At 73.9% G+C, this 14,193-nt stretch carries 12 protein-coding genes and 1 pseudogene; 8 read left to right on the top strand and 5 right to left on the bottom strand.

Going from position 1 to position 14,193, the window contains the following annotated elements; genetic code table 11:
* Positions 1-242: 242 nt before the first annotated feature.
* The gene (gene der / locus RQM47_RS01880; protein WP_311662444.1) at positions 243-1,571 is read right to left on the bottom strand and encodes a ribosome biogenesis GTPase Der; all 1,329 of its coding nucleotides are present in this window, start codon (positions 1,569-1,571) and stop codon (positions 243-245) included.
* A gap of 162 nt (positions 1,572-1,733) precedes the next feature.
* Between der and RQM47_RS01885 the strand changes: the two genes are divergently transcribed.
* From RQM47_RS01885 to RQM47_RS01910, 6 genes and pseudogenes are all read left to right on the top strand, one after another.
* Positions 1,734-2,465 carry a TonB-dependent receptor plug domain-containing protein gene (locus RQM47_RS01885; protein ID WP_314007155.1) on the top strand — a complete coding sequence of 244 codons (732 nt, stop codon included), beginning with the start codon at positions 1,734-1,736 and terminating at the stop codon, positions 2,463-2,465.
* Positions 2,466-2,544: 79 nt separating this feature from the next.
* Positions 2,545-3,204 carry a peptide-methionine (S)-S-oxide reductase MsrA gene (gene msrA, locus RQM47_RS01890; protein WP_314007159.1) on the top strand — a complete coding sequence of 220 codons (660 nt, stop codon included), beginning with the start codon at positions 2,545-2,547 and terminating at the stop codon, positions 3,202-3,204.
* A gap of 61 nt (positions 3,205-3,265) precedes the next feature.
* Positions 3,266-3,790 carry a peptide-methionine (R)-S-oxide reductase MsrB gene (gene msrB, locus RQM47_RS01895; RefSeq protein ID WP_314007161.1) on the top strand — a complete coding sequence of 175 codons (525 nt, stop codon included), beginning with the start codon at positions 3,266-3,268 and terminating at the stop codon, positions 3,788-3,790.
* Between the two features lie 135 nt (positions 3,791-3,925).
* Positions 3,926-4,351: pseudogene (msrB, locus tag RQM47_RS01900) on the top strand (peptide-methionine (R)-S-oxide reductase MsrB); the annotation flags it as partial.
* 147 nt (positions 4,352-4,498) lie between these two features.
* Positions 4,499-4,621 carry a hypothetical protein gene (locus RQM47_RS01905; protein ID WP_311662439.1) on the top strand — a complete coding sequence of 41 codons (123 nt, stop codon included), beginning with the start codon at positions 4,499-4,501 and terminating at the stop codon, positions 4,619-4,621.
* Positions 4,618-6,126 (top strand): deoxyribodipyrimidine photo-lyase, encoded by a 1,509-nt coding sequence (locus tag RQM47_RS01910; protein WP_314007166.1) that lies wholly within the window; start codon positions 4,618-4,620, stop codon positions 6,124-6,126. Before RQM47_RS01905 ends, RQM47_RS01910 begins: the two co-directional genes overlap by 4 nt.
* A gap of 99 nt (positions 6,127-6,225) precedes the next feature.
* Here the strand turns inward: RQM47_RS01910 and RQM47_RS01915 are convergent, their stop codons facing one another.
* The 4 genes from RQM47_RS01915 to RQM47_RS01930 all read right to left on the bottom strand — a co-directional run bounded on the left by RQM47_RS01915 (position 6,226) and on the right by RQM47_RS01930 (position 10,420).
* Positions 6,226-6,750 (bottom strand): YDG/SRA domain-containing protein, encoded by a 525-nt coding sequence (locus tag RQM47_RS01915; RefSeq protein WP_314007169.1) that lies wholly within the window; start codon positions 6,748-6,750, stop codon positions 6,226-6,228.
* Between the two features lie 177 nt (positions 6,751-6,927).
* Positions 6,928-7,740: an EcsC family protein gene (locus tag RQM47_RS01920; RefSeq protein ID WP_314007171.1), complete on the bottom strand. Its 813-nt coding sequence runs from the start codon at positions 7,738-7,740 to the stop codon at positions 6,928-6,930.
* Between the two features lie 63 nt (positions 7,741-7,803).
* Positions 7,804-9,483 carry a sigma-54 dependent transcriptional regulator gene (locus RQM47_RS01925; RefSeq protein WP_314007174.1) on the bottom strand — a complete coding sequence of 560 codons (1,680 nt, stop codon included), beginning with the start codon at positions 9,481-9,483 and terminating at the stop codon, positions 7,804-7,806.
* 184 nt (positions 9,484-9,667) lie between these two features.
* Positions 9,668-10,420: an arylesterase gene (locus RQM47_RS01930; protein ID WP_311662434.1), complete on the bottom strand. Its 753-nt coding sequence runs from the start codon at positions 10,418-10,420 to the stop codon at positions 9,668-9,670.
* 322 nt (positions 10,421-10,742) lie between these two features.
* Here RQM47_RS01930 and RQM47_RS01935 point away from each other — a divergent pair, with 322 nt between their 5' ends.
* Together RQM47_RS01935 and RQM47_RS01940 are read left to right on the top strand one after the other, a co-directional pair.
* Positions 10,743-11,459: an ABC transporter ATP-binding protein gene (locus RQM47_RS01935; protein WP_314007177.1), complete on the top strand. Its 717-nt coding sequence runs from the start codon at positions 10,743-10,745 to the stop codon at positions 11,457-11,459.
* A 125-nt stretch (positions 11,460-11,584) separates the two neighbouring features.
* Positions 11,585-14,137, top strand: a complete 2,553-nt coding sequence (locus tag RQM47_RS01940; protein ID WP_314007180.1) for an ABC transporter permease — start codon at positions 11,585-11,587, stop codon at positions 14,135-14,137.
* Positions 14,138-14,193 lie beyond the last annotated feature (56 nt).

Consider the following 14,193-nt stretch of genomic DNA (forward strand, 5'->3'; position numbering starts at 1 on the left):
GCATCCGACCGCCCCGCCCGCAACGCACCGGGCGGGGCGGCGGCGAGGACCGCCCCGCCCAGATCGGACACGGCAAGCCGTGTCCCTACGGACGCCTCCCGTGGGCGGGGTGGAACAAATCCGGTGCGTCGAGGCCAAGCGGCCACTTTCCACTTTCCACTTTCCACTTTCCACTTTCCACTTTCCACTTTCCACTTTCCACTTTCCACTTCCCACTTCCCACTTTCCACTTTCCACTTCCCTCACTTCTGCTTAAAGCTCAGCGTCAGCGGGACGCCCTCGAAGCCGAACGCGGCGCGGAGCTGGTTCTCGAGGTACCGCCGGTAGCTCTCCTTGACGCCCTGCGGGTGGTTGGCGAAAAAGGCGAAGACCGGCGGCTCGGTGCGGATCTGGCTCGCGTATTTGATGCGGACGTAGTTGTTGCGGTAGCTCGGCGGGCTCTGCCGCTGGACCGCCTTCTCGACCACCTCGTTGAGCCGCGCCGTCGGCACGCGCTTGCGGCGCTCGTCGAACACGCGGAGCGCGATGTCGAGCACCCTCCCCGCCCGCTGGCCCGTCTCGGCGCTCGCGAACACGACCGGGACGTAGTCGAGCAGCCCCATCTTTTCCCGGATCCCGCGCTCCATGTCGCGGGCCGTGTTCGTCTCCTTGTCCTCGATCAGGTCCCACTTGTTGACGACGATGACGAGCCCCTTGCGGAGCGCCGCCGCCTCGCGGAGCACGCGGGCGTCCTGGCCTTCCAGGCCCTGCTCGGCGTCGACGAGCAGGACGGCCACGTCGCACGCCTGGAGCGCCCGCTGCGTGCGGAGCGTCGAGTAGAACTCGACGTTCTCCTTCACCTTCGCCTTTTTGCGGAGCCCGGCCGTGTCGACGAGGACCACCTCGCGCGGCTCCTCGTCCTCGCCCCCGGACGGCCACGCGACGCGGGCGTCGACCGAGTCCCGCGTGGTCCCAGCGATCTCGGTGACGATGGACCGCGTCTGCCCCAGGAGCCGGTTCGCCAGCGACGACTTGCCCACGTTGGGGCGGCCGATAAAGGCGATGCGGGGCGCGTCGTCGCTCTCGTCCCGCTCCGGCTCGTCGGGGAGCGCGGCGACGACGGCGTCGAGGAAGTCGCCCGTGCCGGTCCCGTTGACCGAGCTGAGCGGGAACATCTGATCGAACCCGAGGCCCCAGAACTCGGCCGCGTCGTTCTTGCGCCCCTCGGTGTCGGCCTTGTTGGCGACGACGATGACGGGCTGCTCGGCGCGGCGGAGCATCTTGGCCACCTCCTGGTCCGGCTCCGTCGTCCCCGTCAGCGTGTCGACGACGAACAGGATGACGTCGGCCTCGCCGAGCGTGAGGACCACCTGCTCGCGGATGGCCGCGTCGAACCGCTCGGCCGAGCGCGGCACGAGCCCGCCCGTGTCGACGAGGTCGAACGTCCGCCCCGTCCACTCGACCTCGCCGAACAGCCGGTCGCGCGTGACCCCGGGCTGGTCGTCGACGATGGCCCGGCGCTCCTCGGTGAGCCGGTTGAACAGCGTGGACTTGCCGACGTTGGGACGGCCGACGATCGCGACGAGAGCCATAGAGCTAGGGCGGGGGCGGGGTGGGCAGAACCGGGCGAACGGCCCCGCCCCGCCCGGGGGTCCACTGCGGGCGGGGCGGGGCGGACCGTACGTGTGGGCGGGGCGACCAGAGACGAAGAGGGCCGCCCCGCCCGTCCTACAGCTGACCCGCCCCGCCCACCCATGCGCACCGCCCCGCTCCTCGCCCTCCTGCTCCTCGCCCCGCTCGCGGCGTTCGCCCAGGCGGACACGCTCTACGTCGGCGTCCAGCGGCCGGACGGCGAGCCGGTCGTGGGCGCCACCGTCCAGCTCGGCGAGCGCGGGGCCTCAACCGACGCCGAGGGGCTGACCGCGTTCGAGGACGTCGCTCCGGGCGAGCACACCGTTCGCGTGTCGTTCGTGGGCAGCCTGCCGGTCGAGCTGGAGATCGAGCTGACGGCGCCCGGCCCGTGGGCGCTCGCCGTGAACCTGGAGGACGCGACGGGCCTCCTCGGCGGCGTCGTGGTCGAGGGCAAACAGCTCGAGCGCTCGCGGATGGCGCGCGACGGGTTCTTCCGGCGGCAGCAATCTGGGTTCGGGACCGTCCTCGACGCCGAGGACCTCGCGCGCCGGAACCCCATCGTCCTCTCCGACGCGCTCCGCGGCAGCGTGCCCGGCGTCCTCGTCCAGCCGGGCGCCTTTGGGACGGGCGTCGTGTCGACGCGCGGGCGGTGCCGGATGGGCGTCTACCTCGACGGGTTCTTCTCCCCCTCCCTCACGGAAGATCTGGATACCGTTCCCGCTCAGGACGTCGTAGCCATTGAGGTGTACCGGGGCGCGCAGGTCCCGATCCAGTACCAGACCATTGGCCGCGCTGGAGCCGCCTGCGGCGTGGTCCTCGTATGGACCACGTTTAGCACCACGAATCCTCGGTGAGACCACGGGCGGGGCGGCGGGCGGCGAAAGAACGAGCGCCCTCTACACGTCTTAGAACGTGAACCACCCCGCCCCGCCCGTGCGCCGCCCGCTCCTCACGCTGTTCCTCCCCCTCGCGGCTCTCGTCGCGCTCGGTGCCGCGTGCGCGGGGTCTGAATCCGCCGCCCCGCCCGTCGCGCTCGACATCGACCCGGCCGTCGCCGACACGGCCGTCTTTGCCGGCGGGTGCTTCTGGTGCATGGAGAAGCCGTTCGAGGAGCTCGACGGCGTCGCCGGCGTGATCTCTGGGTTCGCGGGCGGGACGGTCCCCAACCCGACCTACGACGAGGTCTCGTCCAAGACGACCGGCCACTACGAGTCGGTCGAGGTGATCTACGACCCGACGGTCGTGAGCTACGACACGCTCCTCCAGGTCTACTGGCACAACGTGGACCCGCTCGACGGCGGCGGCCAGTTCTGCGACCGCGGCTCGCCCTACCGCCCCGCCATCTTCGCGGGCACGCCGGCCGAGCGCGAGGCGGCCGAGGCCACGAAGGCGGCGCTGGAGGAGCGGTTCGGCCGCACGGTCGAGGTCCCGGTCCTCGACGCGGCCCCGTTCTACGCCGCCGAGGACTACCACCAGGACTTCTACCGCACGAACCCGGTCCGCTACCAGAGCTACCGCGTCGGGTGCCGCCGCGACGCGCGCCTCGACGAGCTCTGGGGCGAGAGCGCCGGCGGCCTCGGCCCCGCGCTCTAGCCCGCCGCCCCGCCCCGCTGTGGGCGGGGTGGTCCCGCGTCCTCGACAGCCTACTGCTCCCATGAAGAAGATCCTCCTCGCCCTCGCCGGGCTCGCCGTCCTCGCCGCGGTCGGCTTCGCCGTGCTCCGCCCCGCCCCCGCCGCGGCCGGCTCCGAGGACGCCGCGCTCCAGGACCGGCTCACGCGGATGCAGTACTACGTGACGCAGCAGGACGGCACCGAGCCCCCGTTCGCGAACGCCTACTGGGACAACAAGGCGCCCGGCCTCTACGTCGACGTCATCGACGGGACGCCGCTGTTCGCCTCGACGACGAAGTACGAGAGCGGGACCGGCTGGCCCAGCTTCTGGGAGCCGCTGAGCGAGGGCGCCGTCACGACGCGGCCCGACCACTCGCTGCTCATGACGCGGACCGAGGTCCGCTCGCCGTCGTCGGACTCGCACCTCGGCCACGTGTTCACCGACGGCCCCGAGCCCACTGGCCTCCGGTACTGCCTCAACTCGGCCGCCCTCCGCTTCGTCCCCGCCGACCAGCTCGACGCCGAGGGCTACGGCGAGTACGCCGACCTGTTCGCGAGCGACGGGTGACGAGGTGTGGGTGCTGAACTCGCCACCCCGCCCGGCCCCGCTCGTCACTCGTCACCCATAGCCCGTCACTCGATGGCCCGCCTCCCCGCCCTCCTCCTCCTCGCCGCACTCGCAGCCCCGCTCGCGCACGCCCAGTCCGACGCCGAGCTCCGCGAGCGGCTGACGCCCGTGCAGTACCGCGTGACGCAGCAGGACGGGACGGAGCCCGCCTTCCGCAACGCCTACTGGGACAACGAGCGGCCGGGGATCTACGTCGACGTGGTCTCGGGCGAGCCGCTGTTCTCGTCCCAGGACAAGTTCAAGAGCGGGACCGGCTGGCCCAGCTTCGTGCGCCCGATCACGAACGGCGCCGTCAAGAAGGTCGCGGACCGCTCGGCGGGCATGACGCGGACCGAAGTCCGCTCGGCCCGCGCCGACTCGCACCTGGGCCACGTCTTCCGCGACGGCCCCCGGCCGACCGGCTTGCGGTACTGCATGAACTCGGCGGCCCTGAGGTTCGTCCTGGCGAGCCGGCTCCGCGCCGAGGGCTACGGCGAGTACGCGGAGGCGTTCGGGGAGTAACCGCCCCGCCCCACCCTACCCGGCCGCTCCGAGCGCCGCCCTCCACCGGGGGCGGCGCTCGTCGTTGTCAGGGGCCTCCTGGGGCGGGGCGGCCCCGAACCTGCCTCGGGCGGGGCGGCGTACGCGCCGGGCACCCGCCCCGCCCCCATGCGCCGCGCCCCCTGGTGGACCCAGAACGACGTCCGGTTGAGCGCCTCCCCCGCCCTCGCGGCGGCACTCGCCGACCCCGCCGAGTGTCAGGGCGGGGCGGCCACCTCCCTCTGCCCGTGACCGCACAGTCTGCCCTCGACCTCCGCACGCGGAAACTCACCGACCGCTACATCATCTCGCGCGGACGCGACTACGTCCTGTGCTGGCTTATGCAGGCGCTCCGCGCCGACGAGAACCCGGCGATCGACGCGGCCGTCGCGCTGGGCAACGACCGCGGGCTCCCGGTCGTCGTGCTCCACACGCTCGACAACACCTACCCGTACGCCTCGCACCGGCTCCACCGATTCATCCTGGAGGCGAGCCAGGAGCTGGAGGGCGGGGTGGAGGCGCGCGGGCTCCGGTTCGTCCGCTACGTCCGCCGCGCGGCCGGGGCGCAGACCGCCGGGGCGCAAACCGCCGGGGCGCAAACCGCCGGGGCGGCGTCGGTGGACGTCGCCGCGCGCCTTGCCGAGCGGGCCGCGGCCGTCGTCGTGGACGACGTGCCCACGTTCGTGACACGCGAGTACGCGGACCGTCTGGCCGAGCGGCTCGACCGGGCTGTCCTCGCCGTCGACGCCTGCTGCGCGGTCCCCATGAACGCGTTCGAGGCGCCGCTCACGACGACCAAGGCGTTCCGCGCCGCGCACACCCCGCTCCGCGACGAGCACCTGGACACCGACCTCCGCCAGGAGCCCGCCGCCCCGCCCTTCGACGGCGACCTCGACGTGGAGCACGAGCCGCTGGACAGCGATCTCGACGCGATCATCGCCGCGTGCGGCGTCGACATGACCGTGCCCCCGGCGCCGGGCTGGGCGGGGCGGCGCTCGGCCGCGCTCGACCGGCTGCGCCACGCTGTCGAGCACGTGGTCCCCCGCTACAAGTGGACGCGCAACAACCCGGCGCTGGACGACGCGACGGCGGCGATCTCGCCCTGGATGCACTTTGGCGTGCTCTCGCCGCGCGAGGTGGCCCGCGCCGTGCTCGACGCCGAGGCCGCCGGCGACGTCCACCCCGCCGCCCGGTGGAAGTTCTTGGACGAGACGCTGACGTGGCGCGAAGTCTATCACCACCGCTGCCGCTGGGAGCCCGACTGGGCGGGGTGGTCCGGCCTGCCCGCCGACGCCCGCGAGACGCTGGAGGCCCACGCCTCGGACCCCCGCCCCGCCCTCTACTCGCTCGACGAGCTCGCGCGCGGCGAGACGGACGACGAAACGTGGAACGCGGCCCAGAAGCAGTTTTTGCTGGACGGCTGGATGAACAACAACCTCAGGATGTACTGGGTCAAGCAGATCCTGAAATGGCGCGAGACGCCGCAGGACACCTTCGCCACGGCGTGCTGGCTCAACGACCGCTTCAGCCTCGACGGCCGCGACGCCTCGACCTACGGCGGCATCCGCTGGGGCTTCGGCGACGCCAAGCTGTGGTCGTCGGAGCGGCCCGTCTACGGCCACGTCGCCTCCAAGTCCGACCGCGCCCTCCGCAAGCGCGACGGCGTGCCGGCGTGGCTGGTCGAGCAGGCGGCGCGCGAGGCGTTCCACCCCGCCCCGCCCGCCGACGAGGCCGCGGCCCTCGCGCGCTATCGGTAAGGGCGACCGCCGGTCGCCCTGGGCGGGGCGGCTCCACCCCGCCCCGTCGGCAGGCGCGGCGCGGGCGGGGTGGCCGTGCTGCGTGCGTGGGCGGGGCGGTCAGGGCGCCGCCCGGCTCTCGCCGGCGACCGCCTCCAGGCGGAAGCGCCAGATCCGGTAGCCGTCCTCGCCCGTGGCGGGGTGGTAGTCGGCCACGCGGTAGAGGCCGTCGTAGCGGTAGCCCTCGGCGGGCGGGTCCCAGCCGCGCCGCCCCGCCCCGCGGCTCACGCGCACGGGGAGGCCGCGGCGGGCGCTCTGGGCGAGGGCGAGGTTCGAGCGCGTCAGCGTCTGGTCGCCGATCTGGCGGCCGGTCCTCGGGTGGCGCGCGCCAGAGCCGGTGTAGAGGACGATGTCGCCGCGGTCCTCGTCGTCGACGAACGCGCAGTTGAGGATGACGGACTCGGCGCCCTCCCTCGCCCGGCCACAGATGCCGGCCCGCCGCGGGCGGTGGACGCCGGCGACGGCGAGCGCGACGCGATCGGGGAACAGGGCACCGATGGAGACGCCGGGAACGTGGCCGAACATAGTGGGCAGAAGATGCACCACCCCGCCCACGCCGGGGCAGCCGTCGTAGCGGCGTTGCATGCAACGCCATCGGGCACACTAGCCGAGCCGTGACGCGTGGGCGGGGTGGCCGTCGTAGGGGCGACCGGCGGTCGCCCGTACGGGCGGGGCGGCGGTCTGGGCGCGGTTCGCCCGTGGCACCAGCGGTGCGTTCGATGTTGGGATCGACGGGGGCGGGGCGGCGGTCCTGCCCCCGGTCTACAGCCGCTCCTTCCGCTCCAGGTACAGCGCCCGGCTGAGCATGGCCGCCGCCTGCGCCGTCTGGTCGGTGAACCAGTAGTTCACGCCCGCCCCGACCGCCGCGCCCGCGATCGGGATCGTCTGCGCCAGCTTCTGCGCGCCCAGGTTCTTGGCGATCTCGCGGGGGACGTGCCCGAGCTGCTCGCGGAGTGTCCCGTCGGCGCGGCGCCCGCGGTAGCCGCCGCCGTCGACCGACGCCGCGGCCACGGCCAGCTCGCGGCGCACGTCGGACTTCGCCTCGCGGCTCCCGGACGCCGCCACGTTGAAGATGCCGACGACGAGCGGCAGGTAGCCCGGTCCCTTCAGCGGGAACCCATAAGCCGCCGCGACCTGCTGGATCAGGCGGAAGTTGACCGTGAACAGGACCGGCACGTCGGCCGCCAGCAGCAGGCCGCCGCCCAGGCCCGCCCCGCCCCCGGAGAGCGCGGCGAGGACCGCGTTCTGCGACGTGAACGATTTGGCCAGCGCGTCGAGCCGGTCGAGCGGCTCGTCGCGCAAGTCCTCGACGGACTCGGCTTCGATCCCGACCGCGCGCGCCTTCTCCAGAACCTCGGCCTCGTCGTAGGTCCAGGCGCTGGCGTCGTTGAGGGCCGCGAGCGCCTTTGTCAGCGCGTCCGTGAGCGCGTCGACCACGGCCTCCGGCACGAACTGGTCGAACGCCCAGTCGACCGGCCGCATGGCGAACCCGAGCGCCTGCTGGAGGAACGTCTCGCCCCGCTCCCAGCGGTCGATCTCGCGGAGGACGGTGCGGTCGTAGTCGGTCAGGCGCATGGGTGCTGTTTCGTGTTGCGTAGGGTCGAGGTGCGCTACGCAGCACGAGACGCGCAACACGCACTATTCGGTCGAAATGTCGTACTTCTTGAGGAGCCGGTAGAGCGTCGCCCGGCCGATGCCGAGCTCGCCGGCCGCCCGCTCGACGTTCCCCTCGCAGATCGCGAAGGCCCGCTCGACCGCCTGGCGCTTGAGGTCGTCGAGCGGGACGATGAGGTCGTCCGGCGCCAGGGCCGCTATACCGTCCACCCCGCCCCCGGGTTGCGCCTGCGGCGCGTCCTGCGGGTGCGGCAGGGCCGCGTCCTGCGGGTGCGCCTGCGGCGCGCCCCGTTCCGCCCCGCCCCGCCCGTACACCTCGGCCGGGGGCGGGGTGGCGAACCCGGCGAGCGGGGGGAAGTCGCCCGGCCCGCCCTGGCCGTCGCCGGACGGCGCGGGCGGGGCGGCGGGCTCGGCCGGCGCAGGCTCGGCGGGCGCCGGGGCGGGAGACGGAACCGCGGGCGGGGCGGCGACCGGCGCGGCCCCGGCGCGCTCGGCCCACGGGCGGATCGCGTTGGGACCGTTGATGAGCAGGTCTTCCTCCTCGATCTCGTCGCCGTCAGCGATGAGCACGGCCCGCTCGACGGTCGACTTCAGCTCGCGCACGTTGCCCGGCCACCCGTAGTCCAGGATCGCGCGGACGGCCGCCCCGCTCAGCCGCTTCCCCTTAAACCGCGGGTACGCCTCGACGTAGTCCTCGAGGAAGCCCTGGGCCAGGAGCAGCACGTCGTTGCCGCGCGCGCGGAGCGGCGGGAGGGCGATCGGGAACTGGAAGAGCCGGTAGTAGAGGTCCTCCCGGAACGTCCCCTTGCGGACCATCTCGAGCACGTCCTTGTTGGTCGCCGAGATCACGCGGCACTCGAACGTGATGGTGCCCGCCCCGCCCACGCGCGTGATCTCGCGGTTCTGGAGCGCGCGGAGCAGCTTGGCCTGGAGCCCGAGGTCGAGCTCGCCCACCTCGTCGAGAAAGAGCGTCCCGCCGTCGGCCTGCTCGAACTTGCCGATGTGGCGGGCATGGGCGCCCGTGAACGAGCCTTTTTCGTGGCCGAAAAACTCGCTCTCCATGAGCTCGGCCGGGATCGCCGCCGAGTTCACGACGACGAACGGGCCGCGCTCGGGCTTGCCCGGGAGCGGGTCGGCGTTAAAGTGGATGGCCCGGGCGACGAGTTCCTTGCCGGTCCCCGACTCGCCCTGAACGGCGACCGTCAGGTTGCCGCGGAGCGTCTTCTGCACGAGCTGGTAGACGCGCTCCATCGCTGGGCTGTCGCCGACGATCTCCTCCATCCCATACTTTTTGGCGACCTCGGCGCGCAGCTGCTCGACCTCGCGGGCCAGCCGCACGCGGTCCTTCAGCCGCTTGACGACTGTGTCGAGCTTGACGAGGTCGTCCTGGCCCTTCGTGATGTAGTCCGTCGCCCCGCCCTTCATGGCCTCGACGGCCACGTCGGCCGTCCCCTGCGCCGAGATCATGACGACGGGCAGGTCGGGCTCGAACAGCTGGAGCCGGCGGAGCGTCTCCATGCCGCCCAGCCCGGGCATCATGATGTCGAGGAGCACGAGGTCCGGGCGGACCCGGTCGAGCGCGTCGAGCGCGTCCTCGCCCGAGTGGAACACGTGGACCTCGTGGTCCTTGGCCTTGTCGATCCGGTACGAGAGGAGGCGGGCGTAGTGCCGGTCGTCGTCGACGACGAAGAACCTGGTGGTCACGGGCGGGGCGGGGCGGTGGAGGCCCGGTATCGGCCGCCCCGCCTCCGAGTCAAGGGCGGGGCGATTTCCCGCGGCGTGGCGGCCACCCCGCCCCTACGGCTCTGCCATGCGGCTCCTGCCGGGCGGGGCGGACGCTGTCGTCGGCCGAGACGCCCCTCTTCTGGAGCAGGAGAGGCCAGGGGCGCTAGCCTGCCTCGTCGTACTCGGCCTGCGCGAGCGGGACGACCGTCTCGCCGACCGTCCGCGCGATGATCCGCTGGCCCTCGGGCGTCGGGTGGACGCCGTCGGCCTGGTTGAGGCGCGGGACGCCGGCCACGCCGTCGAGGAGGAAGGGGACGAACGCGGCGTCGTACTGCTCGGCGACGTCGGGGAAGACGGCCCGGAAGCGGTCGGCGTAGTCGGCGCCCATGTTCGGGAGCGCCTCCATGCCGGCGACCACGACGCGGGCGCCCGGAGCCGCCTCGCGGACGTGGTCGAGGATGCCTTCGAGGTTGTCGCGCATGGCCTCCGGGTCGATCCCGCGGAGCCCGTCGTTGGCCCCGAGCGCGAGCACGAACACGTCCGGCGTCGTCTGGCGGAGCGTCCACTCGATGCGGCCGAGCCCGCCGGCCGAGGTCTCCCCGCTGTTGCCCGCGTTGACGACGCGGACGGGCACGCCGGCCTCGGCGAGTTGGGCGCCCACGAGGGCCGGATAGGCGTCCTCGTCGGGGCGCGCGAGCCCGTAGCCGGCGGTCAGGCTGTCGCCGTAGAACAGGACGGTCACGGTGTCGGAGTCGGCACGGACGCCGGCGAGGGGGACGTCGGGCGTGGTCCGCGAGGGCGGCGTCGCGGTCGCGCCGGGCGGGGCGGGCGCGTCGATGGCGCGCGTAGGCGCGTCGTCCTGGCAACCGGCGGCGGCCAGGACGACGAGGGCGGCGAGGGCGGGGCGGAGGACCATGCGGAGGGAGTTTCGGAGTCCACCCGAACGGGCCGGGCCGGTTCCGCCGTGCGCGGCGGGCGGGCGGGGCGGGAGGAGAAGAGGAGGGGACGAGAGGAAGAAGAGAGGAGGAGAGGCGGAGTCCGGGCGGGGCGGGACCCGACCCGGGTGGGGCGGCCGGGAAACGCTCTGCCCTTCTTCTCCTCCCCGACCTCTTCTCCTCCGTTCTCCACGGGCGGGGCGGTGAACTCGGCGCGCAGGGCACCGTACGGACGGGCCGCGCGCGTTGCGTCGGCTCCTCGCCGCCCCGCCCGGCGCTCCCCCCACCCCGCCCTCTCTTGCCGTGGAAGGCCCCGTCCTCTCCGTCCGCGACCTTACCAAGACGTTCACGAGCGGCGGCCGTCCGTTGACGGTCCTCGACGGCGTCTCGTTCGACGTGGCCGCCGGCGCCACGTGCGCCATCGTCGGGCCGTCGGGGAGCGGGAAGACGACGCTGCTCGGGCTGGCCGCCGGGCTCGACCGGCCCACGCGCGGGACCGTCCGGCTCGTGGGCACCGACCTCGGGCCGCTCGACGAGGACGCCCGCGCCGCGCTCCGCTCGCGGTCGGTCGGGTTCGTGTTCCAGGGCTTCCGCCTGCTCCCCACGCTGACCGCGGCCGAGAACGTGGCCGTCCCGCTCGAGCTCCGCGGCGAGGGCGGGGCGGCGGCGACGGCCCGCGACCTCCTCGACCGCGTGGGCCTGGCCAACCGGGCCGGCCACTACCCGTCGCAGCTGTCGGGCGGCGAGCAGCAGCGCGTGGCGCTCGCGCGCGCCTTCGCCGGCCGCCCCGCCCTCCTCTTCGCCGACGAGCCGACCGGCAACCTCGACGCCGAGACGGGCGCCCGCGTCGAGGCCCTCCTGTTCGACCTCAACCGCGAGGCCGGAACCGCCCTCGTCGTCGTCACCCACGACCCCGAACTGGCCGCGCGCTGCGAGCGGACCGTGAGCCTCCGGGGCGGCCACGTCGTCGAAGACACGGCCCGCCCCGCCCCCGAGGTTCGCCCCGCCCGCGTCGCGTGAGGCGGGGGGGAACCCGTCGGGCGGGGTGGTCCCGCCCTGCCCCTCCTCGCTCCGCCCAGCTGCGAGGGCGGGGCGGGGCACGCACTGACCGACCGATCGTCCTGACCCACTGACACACCGACTGCGTGGCCCTCTCCCCGTTCCGATTCGCCTGGCAGGACAGCCGCGGGATGCGGCGCCGGCTCGTGCTCTACGTCTCCGCGATGGCGCTCGGCGTGGCGGCGCTCGTGGCCATCCGCTCGTTCGGGATCAACCTAGAACGGGCCGTGGCCGAGCAGTCAAAGGAGGTGTTCGGGTCCGATCTGGAGGTCCGGCGGAGCGCGGCGTTCCCGGACTCGACGGCAGCGCTGCTCGACTCGCTCGAAGCCGAGACCGGCGCCACCGTCGTCCGTGAGGTGTCGTTCCCGTCGATGGCCCGGTTCCCGGCGTCGGCGGGCGGGGAGGGCCGCGCGCGGCTGGCGCAGGTCCGCGCGCTCGACGGGCCGTACCCGCTCTACGGCGAGGTCCAGACGACGCCCGCGGCGGCGGCCGAGCGGATCGGGCGGGGCGGTGGCGCGCTCGTCGACGCCACGCTCCTGCTCCAGATGGACGCCGCCGTCGGCGACTCGGTCCAGGTCGGCGGGCGGGCCTACCCCATCGTCGGGCGCGTGGACGGCGTGCCGGGGCAGGCTGAGATCGCGAGCCTCGTCGGCCCACGCGTGTACCTCCCGCTCGCCGAGGTCGACTCGACGCTGCTCGGGTTCGGGAGCCGCGCGCGCTACGCGGTCGGGTTCCGGTTCCCCGACGCCGAGGCGGCCACGCCGGGCGTCGCCTCGCGGCTGGACGACTACGAGGTCCGCTACGAGACGGCGGGCGAGGAGCAGCAGGAGATCACCGAGGCGTCGGGGTACCTCACGCGGTTCCTGTCGCTCGTCGGGTTCGTGGCGCTCCTGCTCGGCGGGATCGGCGTGGCGTCGTCGGTGAGCGTGTACGTGGGCGAAAAGGCCGAGACCGTCGCCACGCTCCGGTGCCTCGGCGTGTCGTCGGGCCGCGTGCTCGCCGTGTACGCGCTCCAGGCGCTCGCGCTGGGTGCGGTCGGGGCCGTGCTCGGGGCGACGCTGGGCGTCGGCGTGCAGCGGCTGCTCCCGCTCGTGCTCCAGGGGTTCTTGCCCGTCGACGTGCAGAACGACGTCGTGCCGCGGGCGCTCGTCGAGGGGCTGGGCGTGGGGCTCGTGACGGCGCTCCTGTTCGCGCTCCTCCCGCTCGTCGGGGTCCGCCGCGTGCCGCCGCTGCGGGCGCTCCGCGCCGACGCCCGCGCGGGCGGCGTAGACCCGCTCCGGTGGCTGCTCGTGGCGCTGCTTGTGGCGGCCGTGGGCGGGTTCGCCTACCTCCAGACGCAGTCATGGGGCGGGGCGGCGGCGTTCGTGGGCGGGACGGCCGCCGTGTTCGCGCTCCTCGCACTCGCGGCCGTGGCCGTCCGCGGCGTGCTCCGCCGCGTCGTCCGCCCGGGGCTCCCGTACGCGTGGCGCCAGGGGCTCGCGAACCTGTACACGCCGGGCAACCAGACGCTCGTGCTGCTGCTCACGATGGGGCTGGGCGTGTTCCTGGTGCTCGCGCTGGCGCTCGTGCAGCGGTCGATCCTGGAGCAGGTGGCGGTCCCGACCGGCGACGACCGGAGCCCCGACGTCATCCTGTTCGACGTGCAGCCGTCGCAGCGCGACAGCCTCCGCGCGCTCGTCGAGTCGCAGGGGCTCCCGGTGATCCAGGAGGTCCCGCTCGTCCAGATGCGGATCGCGGCGGTCGACGGGGTCCCCGTCGACACGCTCCTGGAGACGGCCGACGACTCGTTCGCGGGGACCGAGGGCGGGCCGGAGCGGTGGACGCTCACGCGCGAGTACCGCTCGACGTACCGGACGCACACGGTCCCGACCGAGACCGTCGTCGCCGGCGCCTTCGAGGGCACGGCGCCCGAGGACGCCGACGTCGTCCCGGTCTCGATCGAGGCCGAGCTGGCCGCCGACCTAGACGTCGGCGTGGGCAGCCGGATCACGTGGAGCGTGGGCGGGGCGGACGTCGAGAGCGTGGTGACGAGCCTGCGCGACGTAGACTGGGCGCAGGTACAGCCCAACTTTTTCGCCGTCTTCGCCGCCGGCCCGCTCGACGCGGCGCCGCAGACGGCGATCGTGCTCACGCGGGCGGGCTCACCGGAGCGGAGCGCGCGCGTCCAGTCGGCGGCCGTCGAGGCGTTCCCGAACGTGTCGGCCGTCGACGTGCAGCTGGTGCTGTCGCTGATCGACCGGGTCCTCGCGCGCGTGGCGTTCGTGCTCCGGTTCATGGCGCTGTTCGCGGTCGCGACCGGGCTCGTGGTCCTCGCCGGCGCCGTCCGCGTGGCGCTCGGGCAGCGGACGCGCGAGGTGGTCATGCTGCGGACGCTGGGGGCCAGCCGCGCGCAGGTCCGCCGCATCCTGGTCGCCGAGTACGCGCTGCTTGGCGTGCTCGCCGCGCTCACGGGCGGCGTCCTGGCGCTCGCTGGGGCGTGGGGGCTGGCCGCGTTCGTGTTCGAGATCCCGTTCCGGCCGGACCTCACGTGGCTCGGGTGGGCGCTCGTCGTGGTCCCGCTCCTGACGGTCGCGGTCGGGCTCTTGGGCAGCCGGGGGGCGCTGCGGCAGCCGCCGCTGGCCGTGCTCCGCTCGGAGTAGGCCGCCCCGCCCGCTTGGGGCGGGGTGGGGGCGGTGTCGGCTCTGGGGCGCCCGGG

It is taken from the genome of Rubrivirga sp. S365, assembly GCF_032248475.1.
Lineage (GTDB): Bacteria > Bacteroidota > Rhodothermia > Rhodothermales > Rubricoccaceae > Rubrivirga > Rubrivirga litoralis.

Excerpts from the sequence above, each read along its gene's own strand:
- der (WP_311662444.1), bottom strand. The coding sequence starts at position 1,571 with ATGGCTCTCGTCGCGATCGTCGGCCGTCCCAACGTCGGCAAGTCCACG.
- RQM47_RS01905 (WP_311662439.1), top strand. The coding sequence starts at position 4,499 with ATGCGCCGCGCCCCCTGGTGGACCCAGAACGACGTCCGGTTGAGCGCC.
- RQM47_RS01930 (WP_311662434.1), bottom strand. The coding sequence starts at position 10,420 with ATGGTCCTCCGCCCCGCCCTCGCCGCCCTCGTCGTCCTGGCCGCCGCC.
- RQM47_RS01920 (WP_314007171.1), bottom strand. The coding sequence starts at position 7,740 with ATGCGCCTGACCGACTACGACCGCACCGTCCTCCGCGAGATCGACCGC.
- msrB (WP_314007161.1), top strand. The coding sequence starts at position 3,266 with ATGAAGAAGATCCTCCTCGCCCTCGCCGGGCTCGCCGTCCTCGCCGCG.
- RQM47_RS01885 (WP_314007155.1), top strand. The coding sequence starts at position 1,734 with ATGCGCACCGCCCCGCTCCTCGCCCTCCTGCTCCTCGCCCCGCTCGCG.
- RQM47_RS01915 (WP_314007169.1), bottom strand. The coding sequence starts at position 6,750 with ATGCAACGCCGCTACGACGGCTGCCCCGGCGTGGGCGGGGTGGTGCAT.